Source organism: Chitinophaga sp. YIM B06452, assembly GCF_039655965.1.
Lineage (GTDB): Bacteria > Bacteroidota > Bacteroidia > Chitinophagales > Chitinophagaceae > Chitinophaga.
Genome location: NZ_JAWLKY010000001.1, coordinates 1,389,703 through 1,407,363, shown reverse-complemented (window position 1 = coordinate 1,407,363; position 17,661 = coordinate 1,389,703). Strand labels below are relative to the sequence as shown.

Annotated in this window: 12 protein-coding genes; 11 read left to right on the top strand and 1 reads right to left on the bottom strand. The window is 53.8% G+C overall.

Translation table 11 applies throughout. The features are described from left to right. Positions 1 to 18 precede the first annotated feature (18 nt). The 11 genes from R3I13_RS05385 (at position 19) to R3I13_RS05335 (ending at position 14,566) form a co-directional block, all read left to right on the top strand. Positions 19 to 798, top strand: a complete 780-nt coding sequence (locus tag R3I13_RS05385) for a Ku protein (RefSeq protein ID WP_346316903.1) — start codon at positions 19 to 21, stop codon at positions 796 to 798. Next, positions 795 to 3,443 carry a DNA ligase D gene (ligD, locus tag R3I13_RS05380; protein ID WP_346316902.1) on the top strand — a complete coding sequence of 883 codons (2,649 nt, stop codon included), beginning with the start codon at positions 795 to 797 and terminating at the stop codon, positions 3,441 to 3,443. The genes R3I13_RS05385 and ligD overlap by 4 nt, the downstream gene beginning before the upstream one ends. A gap of 74 nt (positions 3,444 to 3,517) precedes the next feature. Beyond that, positions 3,518 to 4,012: a DUF4199 domain-containing protein gene (locus R3I13_RS05375; protein ID WP_346316901.1), complete on the top strand. Its 495-nt coding sequence runs from the start codon at positions 3,518 to 3,520 to the stop codon at positions 4,010 to 4,012. A gap of 96 nt (positions 4,013 to 4,108) precedes the next feature. Then, positions 4,109 to 5,443, top strand: coding sequence for a sigma-54 dependent transcriptional regulator (locus R3I13_RS05370; protein ID WP_346316900.1), 1,335 nt, complete (start codon positions 4,109 to 4,111; stop codon positions 5,441 to 5,443). Positions 5,444 to 5,595: 152 nt separating this feature from the next. Beyond that, positions 5,596 to 5,928, top strand: a complete 333-nt coding sequence (locus tag R3I13_RS05365; protein ID WP_346316899.1) for a hypothetical protein — start codon at positions 5,596 to 5,598, stop codon at positions 5,926 to 5,928. A gap of 191 nt (positions 5,929 to 6,119) precedes the next feature. Continuing rightward, positions 6,120 to 7,835, top strand: a complete 1,716-nt coding sequence (kdpA, locus tag R3I13_RS05360) for a potassium-transporting ATPase subunit KdpA (RefSeq protein ID WP_346316898.1) — start codon at positions 6,120 to 6,122, stop codon at positions 7,833 to 7,835. 13 nt (positions 7,836 to 7,848) lie between these two features. Further along, a complete protein-coding gene (kdpB, locus tag R3I13_RS05355; RefSeq protein ID WP_346316897.1) occupies positions 7,849 to 9,903 on the top strand; it encodes a potassium-transporting ATPase subunit KdpB in 2,055 nt (684 codons plus the stop codon). Positions 9,904 to 9,915: 12 nt separating this feature from the next. Continuing rightward, positions 9,916 to 10,479 carry a K(+)-transporting ATPase subunit C gene (locus R3I13_RS05350; protein WP_346316896.1) on the top strand — a complete coding sequence of 188 codons (564 nt, stop codon included), beginning with the start codon at positions 9,916 to 9,918 and terminating at the stop codon, positions 10,477 to 10,479. Between the two features lie 126 nt (positions 10,480 to 10,605). After that, the gene (locus R3I13_RS05345) at positions 10,606 to 11,682 is read left to right on the top strand and encodes a porin (protein WP_346316895.1); all 1,077 of its coding nucleotides are present in this window, start codon (positions 10,606 to 10,608) and stop codon (positions 11,680 to 11,682) included. 77 nt (positions 11,683 to 11,759) lie between these two features. Next, positions 11,760 to 12,866: a sensor protein KdpD gene (locus tag R3I13_RS05340; RefSeq protein WP_346316894.1), complete on the top strand. Its 1,107-nt coding sequence runs from the start codon at positions 11,760 to 11,762 to the stop codon at positions 12,864 to 12,866. Then, positions 12,863 to 14,566, top strand: coding sequence for an ATP-binding protein (locus R3I13_RS05335; protein ID WP_346316893.1), 1,704 nt, complete (start codon positions 12,863 to 12,865; stop codon positions 14,564 to 14,566). The genes R3I13_RS05340 and R3I13_RS05335 overlap by 4 nt, the downstream gene beginning before the upstream one ends. On the opposite strand, the gene R3I13_RS05330 is transcribed toward R3I13_RS05335, so the two are convergent. Beyond that, a complete protein-coding gene (locus R3I13_RS05330; RefSeq protein WP_346316892.1) occupies positions 14,567 to 17,530 on the bottom strand; it encodes a PAS domain S-box protein in 2,964 nt (987 codons plus the stop codon). Positions 17,531 to 17,661: the final 131 nt, after the last annotated feature.

Sequence of the window (17,661 nt, the reverse complement as noted above, 5' to 3'; positions counted from 1 at the left end):
AAGGGAAAACCGTCTCCCATGAGATCAATATGGACAGGCAGCATAGGTTTCGGGTTGGTGAACATCCCGGTGAAGCTGTACAGCGCCGTCCAGGAAAGCCGCCTCGACCTGGATATGCTGGATAAAAAAGACCATTCCCGCATCCGCTTCCAGCGGGTCAATGAAAAGACCGGCAAGGAAGTGGCCTGGGAAAATATCGTGAAGGCCTACAACTACAACGATGAATACGTAGTGCTGGACGATACCGATTTCGAAGACGCCAGCCCCAAGAAGAGCAAGGTCATAGAGATCACCACCTTCACCGCCACCAACGAAATTGATGCTGTGTATTTTGAATCGCCGTACTTCATTGCGCCCGATAAAAGCGGCGCCAAGGCTTATGAGCTGCTGCGGGCCACGCTGGAAAAGACCGGCAAGGTAGGCGTGGCGCTCTTCGTGCTGCGCTCGCAGGAGCACCTGGCCGTTGTACGCGCCAAAGATAATTACCTGATGCTGCACCGCCTCCGCTTCGCGGAAGAAGTACGGGAACCGGACGATCTTTCCCTTCCCGATAAGACAACCATTCCCAAAAGGGAACTGGATATGGCCGTGAAACTCGTGCAGCAGTATTCAGAACCGTTCGACATAGCGCAATACAAAGACGAATACCGCCAGGAACTGCTGCGCATCATCAAAGCCAAAGCCAGCGGCAAACGTGCCAAGGTGAAGAAGATGAAAGTGGTGCACACACGCAGTACCGACCTGTTTGATCAGCTGAAAGCCAGCCTGGGCACAGGCAGTAAAAAACGCGTATCATGAGCCTCGAAAAATATAACAAGAAGCGGGACTTCCGGCAAACGTCGGAACCGAAATCCGGAAAGGCCGCCAAAGGCAAGGAACATATTTTCGTGGTGCAGCGGCATCACGCCACGCGCCTGCATTACGACGTGCGGCTGGAAATGGACGGCGTGCTGAAAAGCTGGGCCGTGCCGAAAGGCCCCAGCCTGAACCCGGAAGACAAGCGGCTGGCCATGGAAGTGGAAGATCATCCGTACGACTACAAAGATTTTGAAGGCGAGATCCCGCCGGGGAACTACGGCGCGGGTTACGTGTATGTATGGGACAAAGGCACTTACGAATTACTGGAGCAAAACGGGAAGTCGTTTGACGCGGAAGCGCTGAAAGAGTGGAAATCCGGCAACCTGAAGGTGATGCTGAAAGGGAAAAAGCTGAAAGGCGAATTCGCATTGGTGAAAATGAAAGGCCGTGAAGAGAATGCCTGGCTGATGATCAAACACCGGGACCGTTATGCTGTGAATGAGCCTTATGATAGTGAAGAGCATACGCCGAAGCGGGTCATTGAGAAGCTGAAAGGCCCTTCCAACAACAAAGCCGCCGAAACCAAAGGAAGGAAACCACCGGCAAAGGCTGCAGCCGCTAAGAAAACAACTGCAAAAAAAGCCGCTCCCCGCGCAAAGAAAAGCGCTTCAGCCGCCAAAACAAAACCGGCGAAAAAGGAGACCGAGCGTAAATCGGCCATCAAAGCCTTTTACAGCCCCATGCTCACCACTCTGGTGGATGCGCCTTTTGACCGGGAAGGCTGGATCTTTGAAACGAAATGGGATGGCTACCGCGCTATTGCTGCGGTGAAGAACGGGAAGGCAGAGATCTATTCCCGTAACAAACTCTCTTTCAACGAATCATACGCGCCTATTGTTGAAGCTGTAGAGAATATTCCTCACAATGTAGTGCTGGACGGCGAGATCATTGTGCTGGGCACCAATAAAAGATCGGATTTCCAGGCTTTACAGAACTACCGTTCTACGGGCAAAGGGAAGCTCGTTTACCAGGTGTTTGATTTGTTGCACCTGGATGGCCACGAGCTGGAAGAGCTGCCGCTATTGGAGCGGAAAATACTGTTAGAGCAGATCGTGCAGCAACTGGATGATCCAAGAGTGCAGTATTCAGGTCATGTGGAAAAGAAAGGGTTGCAATTATTCGAAAAAGCGGCGAAGGCCGGCTGGGAAGGCATCATCGCCAAGAACGGCGAAAGCAATTACGTCTCCGGCCAGCGTTCGCTCAACTGGCTTAAGATAAAAGTGCTGAACAGGCAGGAAGCCGTGATCTGCGGCTACACTGCGCCCCGCGGCAGCCGCAAGAATATCGGGGCGCTGCTGCTGGGCGTGTACGAAGGAAAGAAGCTCCGTTACATCGGCCTCTGCGGTGGCGGTTTCAACGACACCAACCTGAAAGAACTGTTCGGCAAATTCCAGGAATACCGCCGCGACACCTCGCCTTTCGAAGAAAAGATAAAAACAAATATGCCCGTTACCTGGATGGACCCCGTGCTCGTATGCGAAGTGAAGTTCTCCGAATGGACGCAGGGCGGGATATTGCGGCAGCCCATCTTTGTTGCATTGAGAGAAGACAAACCGGCAACTTCCGTGAAACGCGAAGTGCCGAAACATATCACCGGGACCGGCGTACAATCCGCTCCCGCTAAAACAGCCGCCATGGAAAAACCAGTTTCGAACATGCAGAAACCCGGTGAAGTTGCAAAAGACCGGGTATTGAAGCTGAACAAACACGAAGTGCAGCTCACCAATCAACAGAAATTCTACTGGCCTAAAGAAAAGATCACCAAAGGCCAGCTGATCGATTATTACCTTTCAGTAGCGGATTATATATTGCCGCACCTGAAAGACCGCGCGCTGTCGCTCCACCGCTTCCCTAACGGCATTACCGGCCAAAGCTTCTACCAGAAAGACCTTGACCTGGAGCAGGCGCCGGACTGGATACAGACTACGCAGGTGCATTCCGAATCCAACAACAAAATGATCGACTACCTCGTATGCAACAACGAAGCTACGCTGGCGTACATGGTAAACCTGGGCTGCATCGAGATCAATCCATGGCTGTCGCGCATCCGGAAGCCGGAGCACCCTGATTACGTGATACTGGACCTGGACCCTGAAGACATCGCGTTCACACATGTGGTGGAAACAGCGCAAACGATCAGGAAGATACTGGAGGCGCACGACATTGCTTCCTATTGCAAAACTTCCGGTGCTACAGGCCTGCATATTTACATACCCACCGGCGCGAAATATCCTTACGACGCGTGCCGCCTGTTTGCCGAATACATTGCGCAGGAAGCCCACGCAGAGCTTCCGGAAACCACGAGCATCATCCGCGCGAAAGCAAAAAGGAAGAACAAAGTGTATATCGATTTCCTGCAAAACAGCCGTGGTCAAACGATCGCATCGCCTTATTCCTGCCGGCCGCAGCCCGGGGCGCCCGTAGCCACGCCGCTGGAATGGAAGGAGGTGAATGCAAAGCTCAATGTAAAAGACTATCATATCGGCAACACGCTCAAACGCCTGGAAAAGCGCGGTGACCTGTGGGAAAGCATCCAGAAGGAAAAGAACGACCTCCGGACAATTCTTAAAACAGTAGAACAATAGGCACGTTTCTTGGCTTGGTTATAACATTGGACAAGGGTGTGAAGAATGAATGTTACTAACTAAATCCAGAGAATATGCAACAAGCAATGCAATCGCCGCGAAAACTGCCGTGGATATATGGCGTGTTGATAGGATTGATCGGTATTTTATTCACCCTGTTCTTTTACATTACCGACTTTATGTCTGATTTGTGGACAGGATATTTTGTGAATACGCTGATCTTTATCGGGGTGATGGTGGCTGTAATGCATGCCAACAAAGCCTACGGCGGCAAGGTTTCACTGGGCAGGCTTTTCCTTTCGGGCCTGCTGGCGGCTTTTGTGGCCGTCGTAATGGTGTCTACCGCCAACATTTTATTCCAGCTGGCTACCGAGCCCGCGGGTTCACATGTGGGCGATATACCATCCGAAGGTAACCGCATGAGCGAGTACAGCGACTATAAACGCCAGGGTTACTGGATATTTACGCTCACCAACGTATTCGTGACCAACGCCGTACTGGGCGGGCTGGGCGCATTGCTCGGCGCGGTAACGGTGAAACGCAACCAGAAAACACCTGACGCGAGGTAAAGGATAAACGGATCAATCATAGAACAGACCGGGGTTTAGCCGAATGGCTGCCCCGGTTTTTTCGTTTAATGTGGATTCTGCTTTACATTTGCTTCCATGTCAAAAGGCACGATACTGATCATAGACGATGAAGAACAGCTCCGCAAACTGCTCGGCAGGCTGCTGGCGCTGGAAGGATACACCATCCTGGAAGCAGGCAGCGTAAAGGCCGCACTGCGGCTGCTGGAGCGGGAAGAAGTGCAGGTGATCCTTTCCGACGTGAAGCTCCCCGACGGCAACGGCGTGGAACTGACCCAATCCCTCAAACAGAAATACCCGGATGTGGAGATCGTCGTGCTCACCGCTTACGGGAACATCGAAGACGGCGTGCAGGCCATCAAGAACGGCGCTTTTGATTACATTACCAAGGGCGACGACAATCACCGCATCCTGCCGCTGGCGAGCAAAGCCATGGACAAAGCGCGGCTGCAATCCCGCGTGCGCGAGCTGGAAGACAGGATCGGCGGCAAACATGATTTTGAGAACATCATCGGTGAATCCGTCGAAATAAAGGATGCCATTGCCCTTGCGCGGAAGGTGGCCGGTACGGACGTGACCGTGCTGCTCCTCGGCGAAACCGGTTCCGGCAAGGAAGTATTCGCACAAGCCATCCACCGCGCCAGCGAACGCGGCTCACAACCCTTTGTGGCCGTGAACTGCAGCGCCTTCGGCAAAGAAATACTCGAAAGCGAACTGTTTGGCCACAAAGCCGGCGCTTTCACCAGCGCTGTCAAAGACAAAAAAGGTTTCCTCGAAGAAGCCAACAACGGCACCATCTTCCTGGACGAGATCGGCGAAATGGCCATAGAGCTGCAAGCCAAGCTGCTGCGCGTATTGGAGACGCGTGAGTTCTACAAAGTGGGCGATTCCAAACCCATCAAAGTGAACATCCGCATCATTGCCGCTACCAACCGCGAGCTGGAAAAAGAGATCGCGGAAGGGCACTTCAGGGCCGACCTGTATTACCGCCTCTCCGCTTTCCAGATAAAATTGCCTTCATTGAATGATCGCAGGAAAGATATTCCCCTTCTTGCCCAATATTTCATACAACAACTGGCGCCGAAGAACGGCCGCAAAATTTCCGGGATGACGGCCGCCTTCAGCAAAGCCCTGCGCGAGCACAGCTGGAAAGGCAATATCCGCGAGCTGCGCAACGTGATCGAAAGAGCCGTAATCCTTTCGGACACACCGGAGCTGGACGTTTCAGCCCTCCCGCTGGACTTCCGCGTGAACGGCCCAACAGACGATGCCCTCACCCTTGCCGACGCAGAGCGCCGCCACATCATCCGCATCCTTCAACTTGTAAAAGGCAACAAGACCAAAGCCGCGGAAGTGATGCAGATCGGCCTTACCACCCTTTACAACAAAATCAAAGAGTACAATATCCAATAACCCGTTTCTGCAAACACCCTTCAGATTCTGCATGGTTGCGGACAACTGGCATGTTGCGGCATGTTAAAATAAAATATTGCCTTTCAATAAGTTAATCCTTCTTTTTTCCTTCTGGCATTTCAATGGCTAATACCGGTGCAAATTGAATCATCATGTTACCGGACGCTAAAGTACCGTTATTGATCGCTCACCAGATACCTGCCCTCGCAGGTATCCTCCAGGCCAATGTGCTTACCAAATCCATCGGCGTTTTTTCAGCCTATACCCGCAAAGTGATCCGGGAAGGCCATACGCCGGAGGTCAGGAAATGCTTATCCATGGCGGGCGTATTATATAAAAACGGCAGCAACAGCCTTAAGAACGCCATTGAATCCGTGTTCCTGTACAGCATCTCCCCCTTCATGGACTCGCCGCTGAAAGCGTACCTGCCGGTTTCATTGAAACAGATCCGTCATCAAATCATCTTAAATAACGCACTATGTTAATCGCACTACTGCTCCTTGCGGGCCTCGTTTTCTTCTGGCTGTTCTTTAAATCTGTGGACTATTTCGAAAACATTTAAACCGGACCTCTATGATGAACGCATTATTCGTGTTATCGATACTGGTTTTTATCTACATGATCTATGTATTGCTGAAACCGGAAAAATTCTGAATCCCTAACTGCTTTTTAAACAATGAATACAGAACTTTTAGGCGTCATAGCTACCTATGCGCTGACATTGCTCATCGCCATCCCGCTCGGACGTTACATCGCCAGAACGTTTGCCGGGGAAAAAACCTGGATGGACTTCCTCGCGCCGCTGGAAAGGGCGATCTACAAGATTTGCGGCATCAATCCCAAAGAGGAAATGAATTGGAAACAGCACCTCAAGGCACTGCTTACCATCAACATGCTATGGTTTGTATATGCCTTCTTCCTGCTGATCTTCCAGGATAAACTTCCCCTCAACCCGGACGGCAACGCAGGCCAAACACCGGACCTGGCCTTTAACACAGCTATCAGCTTCCTGGTGAACTGTAACCTGCAGCACTACTCCGGCGAATCGGGCCTTACTTATTTCACGCAACTGTTCGTGATCACCTTCCTGCAATTCGTAAGCGCGGCAACCGGTATTGCGGCACTGATCGTGGTGTTCAAGGCATTCAGGGATAAGACCACTACCAAATTGGGCAACTTCTGGGATTACCTGGTGAAGACCAATACCCGCATCCTTTTGCCGATATGCGTCGTGATCGCGCTGATACTCGCGTTCAACGGTACCCCTGCCAGCTACGCCGGTAAAGACACCGTGGTAACCATGCAGGGCGATACCATAGGCGTATCCCGCGGTCCTGCCGCCGGCATGATCGCCATCAAACACCTTGGCACCAACGGTGGCGGCTGGTTCGGCGCCAACTCCATCCACCCGCTGGAGAACCCGAACTACCTGACGAATATGACCGAAGCGATCTCACAGGTCATCATTCCCATCGCGATGATATTTGCTTTCGGCATATTCATCCGGCGCCGCAAATTCGCCAACATCATATTCGGTGTGATGACGTTGGGTATGCTTTGCCTGATGATCCCCTCCATCATCCAGGAAACGGGCGGCAACCCGGCTATTGAGAAGATGGGCATCACACAGGCCACAGGCGCCATGGAAGGCAAGGAAGTACGCTTCGGGCCTACGGCCACCGCTTATTGGAGCACCATCACCACCATTATTTCCACGGGCTCGGTAAACGGGTTCCACGACAGCACCATGCCGCTCACCGGCATGATGGAACTGGTGGCCATGATGACCAACTGCTTCTACGGCGGTTGCGGGGTGGGCATTCTCAACTACTTCATCTTTATCATCATTGCTGTATTCATTTCCGGTTTGATGGTAGGCCGCACACCTGAATTCATGGGCCATAAAGTAGAGGCGAGAGAAGTAAAGATCGCCGCACTGGTGGCTTTATTGCATCCCTTCCTGATCCTGGCGGGTACAGCGCTCTCCTCTTTTGCGATAGCGCACGGCTGGGGCGCCAACTGGGCGGTGCAGCCGGGCAACTGGCTCAACAACCCTGGCTATCACGGCTTCTCGGAGATGCTGTATGAGTATACTTCCGCCGCCGCCAACAATGGCTCCGGCTTTGAAGGCCTGGGAGACAACAACATTTTCTGGAACGTGACCACCGGCTTTGTGCTGATCCTGAGCCGTTACCTTCCCATCATCGGGCCGGTGGCTATTGCAGGCCTGCTGGCGCAGAAGAAATATGTGCCCGAATCGGCCGGCACGCTGAGAACAGACACCGGCACTTTCGGCATCATGACCCTTGCCGTGATCGTGATCATTGCCGCGCTGGCATTCTTCCCCTCACTGGCCCTCGGTCCTATCGCGGAATATTTCTCCCTGTATTAATGATAAATGCTGAATGATCATGAGAACAAAAGATAATACACTGTTCCCGGCAGACCTGGTAAAGGAAAGCCTGAAACAATCCTTCATAAAACTGAACCCCCGGCTGCTGATCAAGAACCCGGTGATGTTCACCGTAGAGCTCGGCACCATCGTGATGCTGATCGTTACACTCTACACCTTCTTTACCGGCGACGTTTCGCAGGGCAGCTTCGGCTACAACCTCACGATCTTTATCGTGCTGCTGCTCACCGTGCTGTTCGGCAACTTCGCCGAAGCCATTGCGGAAGCGCGCGGTAAAGCCCAGGCGGAAAGCCTTCGTAAAACAAGAGAAGAAACTCCTGCCAAAAAGATCCTGGCTGTAGGCGAGATCTTCACCGACGAGATAAAAGTGGTATCCTCCTCCCAGCTTAAAAAAGGCGACCTGTTCGTATGCGAACCGGGAGACATCATTGCGGCGGACGGCGAGATCGTGAAAGGTCTTGCCAGCATAGACGAATCTGCCATCACCGGCGAAAGCGCCCCCGTGATCCGCGAAGCGGGCGGGGACAAGAGCAGCGTGGTAGGCGGCACCAAAGTGCTCAGTGACCGCATCGTGGTGAGAGTGACCACCGAAGCCGGCGAATCGTTCCTCGATAAAATGATCGCATTGGTGGAAGGCGCCTCCCGCCAGAAAACACCCAACGAAATAGCGCTCACCATCCTGCTGGCCAGTTTCACACTGGTGTTCATCATCGTGTGCGTTACGCTGAAACCGTTTGCGGATTATGCAAATACGCCGATCACGATCGCCGCTTTCATTTCATTGTTCGTATGTCTTATTCCTACCACCATCGGCGGCTTATTGTCCGCCATTGGCATCGCGGGCATGGACCGTGCGCTGCGCGCCAATGTGATCACCAAATCCGGTAAAGCTGTGGAAACCGCCGGCGACCTGGATGTGCTGCTGCTGGATAAGACCGGCACCATCACCATCGGCAACCGCAAGGCCACGCACTTTTACCCGGCCAATGGTTTCTCCGAAGCAGAGTTCATCCGCCTCAGCGCGCTCAGCTCCCTGGCGGATGATACGCCCGAAGGCAAATCCATCGTGGAGCTGGCGGGTAAAGACATAGTAAGCCGCCTGTCGCTGGAAGGCACTACCATGGTGAAGTTCACAGCAGAAACCCGCAGCAGCGGCGTCAACCTGGCAGACGGTACCCGCATCCGCAAAGGGGCATACGACGCCATCCGCGACCTGGCGCAGCGCGAAGGCCAGCCCTTCCCCGCTGAAACCCACCAGACGGTAAAACAGATCTCCGGCAACGGCGGCACCCCGCTGGTAGTAGCTGTGAACAGCAAGATCATGGGCGTGATAGAACTGCAGGATATCATCAAACCCGGCATCCAGGAACGTTTTGAACGCCTCCGCAAAATGGGCGTGAAAACAGTGATGGTAACGGGAGACAACCCGCTCACCGCCAAATACATCGCAGAAAAAGCCGGTGTGGACGATTTTATCGCCGAAGCAAAACCGGAAGATAAAATGACCTACATCAAAAAAGAGCAGCAGGAAGGCCGCCTCGTAGCCATGATGGGCGACGGTACCAACGACGCGCCCGCACTTGCACAGGCAGACGTTGGCGTGGCTATGAACAGCGGCACACAAGCCGCCAAAGAGGCCGGCAACATGGTGGACCTGGACAATGATCCCACCAAGCTCATCGAGATCGTGGAGATCGGCAAGCAGCTGCTGATGACGCGCGGCACGCTCACCACTTTTTCCATCGCGAACGACGTGGCCAAGTATTTCGCGATCGTGCCGGCGCTCTTCATCCTGTCTATCCCGGCGTTGCAGGGCATCAACATCATGAAGCTGCACAGCCCGGAAACGGCCATCCTCAGCGCGGTGATCTTCAACGCCATCATCATCCCGCTGCTGATACCGCTGGCCCTGAGAGGCGTTGCGTATAAACCGATAGGCGCCAGCGCGCTGCTGCGCCGCAACCTGCTTATCTACGGCCTCGGCGGCGTGATCGTGCCCTTCATCGGCATCAAACTCATCGACCTGGTTGTTGCTTTATTCTTTTAATCTGAACTGATCATGAAAAGATATTTTCTTCCCGCATTAAAACTGACCGCGGTACTGGTATTGCTCACGGCAGGCATTTATCCCCTGCTGATCGCGGGTGCGGCAAAACTCGCTCCCGGTAAAGGGAACGGCGTTACAGTGGAAAACAAAGGCCGGGTGGTTGGCTACGCCAACATCGGGCAGAATTTTACCGACGATAAATACTTCCAGGGCCGTCCTTCCGCCGTTGGGTATAACGCCGCCGGCTCCGGCGGTTCCAACAAAGGGCCGTCTAACGAGGATTATTTGAAAGTAGTGCAGGAAAGGATAGACACCTTCCTGGCGCATAATCCCGGGGTGAAAAAAGAGAACATTCCTGCAGAACTTGTAACAGCATCAGGCAGCGGGCTGGATCCTCACCTGTCTCCGGCAGCCGCCCTGGTGCAGGTTCCCAGGATCGCCAAACTCCGCAATCTTCCTGAAAACAAGCTCATCAGCCTCGTGGAAGAGCACACGAAAGGCCCGCTGCTGGGCCTGTTCGGGCCTTCCACGGTAAATGTGCTGCAATTGAATATTGCGCTGGACAATTTGAAATAGTTCACATATCCTCTCCCGAGCCTATGAAAGGCCCCGGAAAAAGTACATACCACGCTTCGCCCGGGGAACACGACCTCCGGGAAGCGTGGGCAGTACAAAAAAGACGTATAAACACCATCAATAAAAATGAAGAAAACACTTTTGATCGTAGCGGGTTCCGTTTTTTGCATGCATGCCATGGCACAGAGCGAGCCTGAGAAAACTGAACCGAAGCTGACCTTTTCCGGTTACGCGGAAGCTTATTATTCCTTCGATTTCAATGAGCCGGAAAACCACACCAAACCGGGTTTCCTCTACAACCATAACCGCCACAACGAGCTGAACGTAAACCTGGCATTCCTGAAAGCGAATTACAGCAGCGGCCGCGTAAGGGCAAACGTAGCCCTGATGGCGGGCACCTACGGGCAGTACAATATGGCCGCGGAACAGGAACTGCTGAAATATGTGTACGAAGCGAACGCAGGCGTGCGTGTAGGCAAGAACGTATGGATAGACGCGGGTATCATGCCTTCGCATATCGGGTTCGAAAGCGCCATTTCCAAAGATTGTTACACGCTCACCCGCAGCATCATGGCGGAAAACACGCCATACTACGAAGCCGGCGCCAAAGTAACCTGGACGCCCAATGAAAAATGGACCATCGCCGCCATGTACCTGAACGGCTGGCAAAGGATCAAACGCCCGGACGCCAACCAGACACCCGCTTTCGGCACACAGCTGACCTTTAAACCCAGCAGCAAAGTAACGCTTAACTGGAGCACCTTCATCGGCAACGACAAACCCGATTCCGTGCGCCAGATGCGCTACTTCAACGATGTTTACGGTATCTTTAATATCACGGATAAATTCAGTCTCATAGCCGGTTGCGACTATGGCCTGGAACAAAAACAGAAAGGCGAAAGCGATATGAACAGCTGGTACAGCCCCATGGCCATTGCGCGTTATGCATTCACTGAGAAAGTGGCCATGGCGGCGCGGTACGAGTATTACAACGATGAAAATGGCGTGATCATCGCCACGGGAACGCCTAATGGCTTCAAGACCAGCGGCTATTCCCTGAACCTGGATATCGCGCCCGTAAGTAATGTGCTGTTTCGTGTGGAAGGAAAATTGTATAACAGTAAAGACGACATCTTTACAAAATATGCAGAACCGAAGAATACGAATGTGGCCGTCACCACATCACTGGCAGTTTCATTTTAAATCCATAGCAAAATTCCATCTGAGCAGCGGAGCCTTGTTTACAAGCGCTCCGCTGAGGTGGTTTAACAGATCTGCAGATGATGCAACGTTTTTTACACCTGGCCAATAAGGCCGGCCGCGGGCAATTCAAGATCTACATCGGCATGAGCGCCGGCGTGGGCAAGAGCTTCCGCATGCTCCAGGAAGCGCATGCCATGCTGCGCAAAGGCGTGAACGTGCAGATCGGGTATATCGAAACGCATGGCCGGAAAGAAACGGAAGCCTTGCTGGAAGGGCTTCCGCTGATCCCCCGCAGGCAGGTGTTCTACAAAGGCAAAATGCTGGACGAAATGGACCTCAACGCCATCCTGCTGCTGGCGCCGGAATGGGTGATCGTGGATGAGCTGGCCCATTCCAACATCCCCGGGTCGAAGAACGAGAAACGCTGGCAGGACGTGATGGACCTGCTGAATGCCGGCATCAACGTCATTTCCGCCGTTAATATCCAGCACATGGAAAGCATCAACCACCAGGTGAAAGCCATCACCGGCGTGGAAGTGCAGGAGCGCGTGCCAGACAGCATGCTGCAGATAGCGGACGAAGTGGTGAATATAGACCTGACGGCAGACGAGCTGATCACCCGCCTGAAAGAAGGCAAAATATACGACCAGAGCAAGGTGGAGAACGCCCTGCGCAACTTTTTCCAGTCGGATAAGATACTCCAGCTGCGCGAGCTTGCCCTGAAAGAAGTAGCTTCGCAAGTGGAACGCAAAGTGGAGATAGAGATACCGAGGAGCCAGCAGATGCGCCACGAACGTTTCCTGGCCTGCATCTCCAGCAATGATGAGATCGCCAGGAAGGTGATCCGGAAAACCGCCCGGCTGGCCGCCTACTACCATGGCGAATGGTACATGCTGTACGTGCAGACGCCCCGTGAAAGCGTGGGACGCATCAAACTGTCTGACCAGCGGCACCTGATCAACAACCTGAAGCTGGCCACCGAGCTGGGCGCGGAAGTGCTGAGAGTGCAGCATGCCAACGTGGCGCAGGCCATCATCGATACGGCGCGGCAGAAAGAGATCACCACCGTCTGCATCGGCAAGCCGCACATCAGCCTTTTCGGGATCATCCTGCGGACGAACGTGTTCAACCAGTTATTAAAAACGTTATCCTCTCACGAAATCGACCTCGTAATATTATCATGACAAGGTTAAGGCTAAAGTCGAAGATCACGATAGGGGTGCTGTTCCTCTTCATCATGCTGCTGCTGGTCAGCATCCTGGGTTATTATTATATCGACCGGGTGAACCGCGGCTCCCGCGCTATCCTGGAAGACAACTACGAATCCGTGGAATACTCGCGGAACATGCTGCGGGCGATGGATACCTGGGGCCTTGCTCCCTTTACTTCGCAGCAGGAATTTGAAGCCAACCTCAAAAAACAGGAACAGAACATCACCGAGCCCGGCGAAGGCAAGCCCACCCAATCCGTCCGGGAATATTATGAACTGCTGAAGAAGGGCGACAGCAGCCGGATTGCGGCCATCAGAACAGAGCTTTACACCATCATGGGCATAAACATGCGGGCGATCGTGAACAAAAATGAAGCGGCCATGGAAACGGCGGATAAAGCGTTGCTGTACATCGCCGTTATCAGCGGCGTATGTTTTTTGCTGGGCGTCACTTTCGTCTATAATTTCCCCGGTTACATCGCCGACCCCATCCGTGAGCTTACGGAAGGCATCAGGGGTATTGCGGAGAAGAAATATGAGCAGCGGCTGCATTTTTCGTCAGCAGACGAGTTTGGCGAACTGGCCACGGCCTTCAACACCATGGCGCAAAAGCTGGATGAATACGAGCACAGCAACCTGGCCCGCATCATGTTTGAAAAACAACGCGCGGAAGCGGTGATCAGCAGCCTGAAAGACGCCACCATCGGGCTGGACAACCAGAACACCATTCTCTTTGCCAACAACGAGGCCCTGCAGCTCCTGAATGTATCCGATAAAGAACTGGTAGGCAAAGCCGCCGCGGAAGCCGCCAGCCGCAACGACCTTCTCCGCTTCCTGCTGGAAAAAGGCCAGGGCGGCCCCGTCAAGATCGTGGTGAACAACCGGGAAAGTTTCTTCATGCGCGAAACGGTAGACATCTTCCACGAAAAAGAAAAGATCGGGTATGTGATCATATTGAAGAACATCACCGCCTTCAAAGAACAGGACCTTGCAAAAACGCATTTCATCGCCACTATCTCCCACGAGCTGAAAACCCCGCTGGCCGCTACAGACTTCAGTCTCCAGCTGCTGGACGATGAGCGCACCGGCCCGCTGATCCCCGAACAGAAAGAGCTGCTCAGCAGCATCCGCAGCGACAACCGGCGGATGATCCGCATGGTGAGCGAGCTGCTGGATTTTTCTAAAGTGGAAAGCGGCAACATACAATTGCAGATACAGCCCGTGGAACCCCAGCAGATCGTGCAATACGCGCTGGACACCGTGAGCAAACAAGCCGAAAGCCGGAAGGTGAACATCCGCACCACGCTGCCGCCGGAACCCGTGCAGATCAATGCAGACGCGGAAAAGAGCGCCTGGGTGCTGGTGAACCTGCTTACCAATGCCATCCGCTACTCCAGCGCCGGGGCCGACGTAGAGCTGGACGTGCTGCCCACCGGCACGGGCGCGCTGCACTTCAGCGTGCGCGATCACGGCAAAGGCATAGACCCCGCTTTCAGGAACAAGATATTCGAAAGATTCTTCCAGGTGCCGGACTCAGACGATGCAAAGGGCAGCGGGCTGGGCCTCGCTATTGCCAAGGAATTCATCGAGGCGCAGGGCGGTACCATTGGCGTGGAAAGCGAACCTGGCAAAGGCAGCCGCTTCTGGTTTGCGCTGCCGTTGAATAAAGCCTGATCAGGAAAGTTTTTCCACTTCTCTTTGCAACACGCTCTGCGCATCGCGGTAAAGCTTGATGGCCAGGTGGATATTGGGAACGATCGTATGAAGGTTCTCCCGGTTCCGCGCCTGCTGCTCGATTTCAAGTATGATCTCAGACAGCGGGTGGATCCTCACCACCATCAGGCTGCTGCGGATGAGGCTGGCGTACTGGCTGGTTTCGTCCCATTCTTCCAGCTGCGCGCTGTTGGCCAGGTGCGTGAATGTGCCGCCGGTCCTTTCCAGGAAAGTATGCAGGATGTCCAACAGATATTCGGGGTTATCGTCTACCACGCTGCGCAGGTAGTGCAGGTCCACGAAGGCAGGCACTTTCTGCTCTTCATAATCGGGGCCGGTGAACTTGGCGAACACAGGATCGCGCTCGCCGAGGGCTTCCAGTATTTTCTGGAAAAGATCGTTGGGCAGGAAAGGTTTGGAAATGTAATCGTTCATACCGGCCAGCAGGCAGCGTTCCCGGTCGCCTTTCAGCGCGGAGGCCGTCATGGCGATGATAGGAATGGAAGAGCCGCCGTCCCTGATCTTGCGGGTGGCTTCCAGCCCGTCCATTTCCGGCATTTGAATGTCCATCAGCACGCAGTCGTACTTCTGCTGGCGCAGTTTCTCCAGGGCTTCCACGCCGTTCTCCGCCAGCTCTACCGCCGCGCCCGCATTGGCCAGCGTACGGATGGCGAGTTTCTGGTTCACGAGGTTATCTTCCGCCAGCAGGATGTTCTTTCCCTGCAAAGGCGGTATCAGCAGGCTTTCACGGCGGGATGCGGGTACGCTTGCAGGTTCCTGGGCCTGGCGCAGGTACGGTATCGTGAAACGGATAACGGTGCCGCCTTCCGGGTTGTCGCCGATCTGAATACTGCCCTGGTGAAGGCCTACCAGTTGCCGCACCAATGTAAGACCCAGCCCGGTTCCCCCGTGTTTCCTGTCGTTGCCGCCATGCACCTGCGAAAAGGTTTCGCCTATTTCATGATGCAGGTGCGCGGGAATGCCGATCCCTGTATCTTTCACCTCAAACGCATATTTCACCTGCTTTTCATTTTCTTCCGCCACGCCCACGGAAAGATGAACGCTGCCGCTTTCGGTGAATTTAATGGCGTTATCTATGAGGTTGTTCAATATCTGTTTCAGCCGCAACTGGTCGCCCAGCACGCGGCTTTCCATGTTTTCCCGGATGGTACACAGCAGCTGCAGGCCTTTTTCTTCCGCCCGGGGCCGGTATTTTTCGATCTTTTGCAACAGCAGGCTGCGCATATCGAAGGCGGCATGTTCCAGCACCATGCGCCCGGCTTTGATGCGCGAAAAGTCCAGCAGGTCGTTTACCAGCAGCAGCAGGTTGTTGGCGGAATCGAGTATCTCGCGCAGGTATTCGGCCTGCACAGCGTTGGTGGGCGTTTGCTCCAGCAGGTAAGCAAAGCCGAGGATGCCGTTCAGCGGCGTACGCAGCTCGTGACTCATATTGGCCATGAAAAATTCCTGCGCGCGGCGGGCGTCTATCGCTTTTTTTCTTTCGTCTATCAGCGCATGCTCGTGCTGGATGCGCTCGGTGATGTCTGTGGCGATGCCGCAAAGGCCGTACACACGGTGCGTATGATCGCGGAGCGGGAATTTGGTGATGAAAAAATAATGCGTTTTGCCGTTGATCTCGATGCTGTCTTCCGATTCCACAGGCCGTTCGTGCAGCAGCACCGCCCTGTCGGACTCGATGCTTTTTTCCGGTTTGAGCTTGGTGGGAAATTCTTTATCGGTGCGGCCCAGGATGTGCTCGCTGTTGATGCCGAACACTTCTTCGAACCGTTTATTGATCAGCACATATTTACTGTTCAGGTCCTTGATAAAGATCATGGACGGGGAGTTGAGCAGGATGGACTGTAGCCGCGAGTGCAGGGTGTTCATCTCGTTCTTCGTTTTCACAACCTCCTCATCCGCCATCTTTTTGGCGTGAATATCTTTCACGATGCACTGGTAGCCGCTGAAGATACCGTTCTGCCGCAGCAGTACCACATGCTGTTCCACCCATTTCATTTCCCCGTTCTTGCAGCGGATGGGGAAGCGGAGCGCGGATTCGTTGGTGCCTTCGAAGGCCTGTCTTTCGTAATGTTCGCGTATCCTTTTCTGCTCAGGCGGGTCTATGAGCATGGTGTATTGTTTGTCTATCAGCTCCTGCGGCGTATAGCCGGTGAGGTCCAGGGCTTTGTTGTTCACATATTTGAAAAAGCCGCCGCGGTTGGTGGTGAACATGGTGGCGCCGGCGTCTTCTATCAGCCTCCGGTATTTGGCTTCGCTGATGCGGAGGGCGGTTTCACGGGCCTGTGTCTTCCGCATGTCTTTCACCAGCCGGTACAATCCCCAGCATATTACGAGCAGGGCCACAGCGCTGGCGGCAAGTGTGAGCAGGAACGGGAGGCGGTTGGGAATACCGCTGCTGAGGCGGGCTTCCATGCGATCGTATTGACTGTCCAGCAGCCGTTCTATCATCACGGTGAGCGGGTCCGGCGGTACGGGCGTTTGTACGGAGCGGATCATGGCGCCCGCGATCACCGGCGATTCTTTTGCGGAGGTAATGAGGTAGTTGAAATAGACGATGCGCTGGTAGACCATTGCCCGCAGGGAATCCATCTGCCGCTTTTCCAGGGCGCCGGAGGCGAGGAATTGCAGGTTCTCTACAGGGGTGCGCAGCTGGATCTCGGAGAAGTCCTCACGGGTGAGGAAACCGCTGTCTCCCGTGATCACATACGCTCTCACGGAAGATTCCATACTTTTGACCGTATAGGCAACTTTTTCGAGGAGGCGGATTTTATCGTTAGTGAGGTGAATGCGCTCGTTCCTCTTAATGGCATCGGCATCTGAGAACCAGGCACTCCAGGCAAACCAGGCAACGGACACGATGGCAGCAACAAAAACAATGATAACGGGGCTGCTGATCTTTTTCATCATAGAATTATTAGGATCCAATCTCTGCGTGTGGCTTTCTCCGGAACTAAGGGAATCTGGGAACGTATTCGGTCGTACAATTTACTTAAATTCTGCTTACCGGGGCGCAGTCTGATTACCATGTATTATTT

What these genes read in the sequence shown, in the direction of transcription:
- R3I13_RS05385 (WP_346316903.1), top strand. Translation starts at nt 19, where the DNA reads ATGAGATCAATATGGACAGGCAGCATAGGTTTCGGGTTGGTGAACATC.
- ligD (WP_346316902.1), top strand. Translation starts at nt 795, where the DNA reads ATGAGCCTCGAAAAATATAACAAGAAGCGGGACTTCCGGCAAACGTCG.
- R3I13_RS05375 (WP_346316901.1), top strand. Translation starts at nt 3,518, where the DNA reads ATGCAACAAGCAATGCAATCGCCGCGAAAACTGCCGTGGATATATGGC.
- R3I13_RS05370 (WP_346316900.1), top strand. Translation starts at nt 4,109, where the DNA reads ATGTCAAAAGGCACGATACTGATCATAGACGATGAAGAACAGCTCCGC.
- R3I13_RS05365 (WP_346316899.1), top strand. Translation starts at nt 5,596, where the DNA reads ATGTTACCGGACGCTAAAGTACCGTTATTGATCGCTCACCAGATACCT.
- kdpA (WP_346316898.1), top strand. Translation starts at nt 6,120, where the DNA reads ATGAATACAGAACTTTTAGGCGTCATAGCTACCTATGCGCTGACATTG.
- kdpB (WP_346316897.1), top strand. Translation starts at nt 7,849, where the DNA reads ATGATCATGAGAACAAAAGATAATACACTGTTCCCGGCAGACCTGGTA.
- R3I13_RS05350 (WP_346316896.1), top strand. Translation starts at nt 9,916, where the DNA reads ATGAAAAGATATTTTCTTCCCGCATTAAAACTGACCGCGGTACTGGTA.
- R3I13_RS05345 (WP_346316895.1), top strand. Translation starts at nt 10,606, where the DNA reads ATGAAGAAAACACTTTTGATCGTAGCGGGTTCCGTTTTTTGCATGCAT.
- R3I13_RS05340 (WP_346316894.1), top strand. Translation starts at nt 11,760, where the DNA reads ATGATGCAACGTTTTTTACACCTGGCCAATAAGGCCGGCCGCGGGCAA.
- R3I13_RS05335 (WP_346316893.1), top strand. Translation starts at nt 12,863, where the DNA reads ATGACAAGGTTAAGGCTAAAGTCGAAGATCACGATAGGGGTGCTGTTC.
- R3I13_RS05330 (WP_346316892.1), bottom strand. Translation starts at nt 17,530, where the DNA reads ATGAAAAAGATCAGCAGCCCCGTTATCATTGTTTTTGTTGCTGCCATC.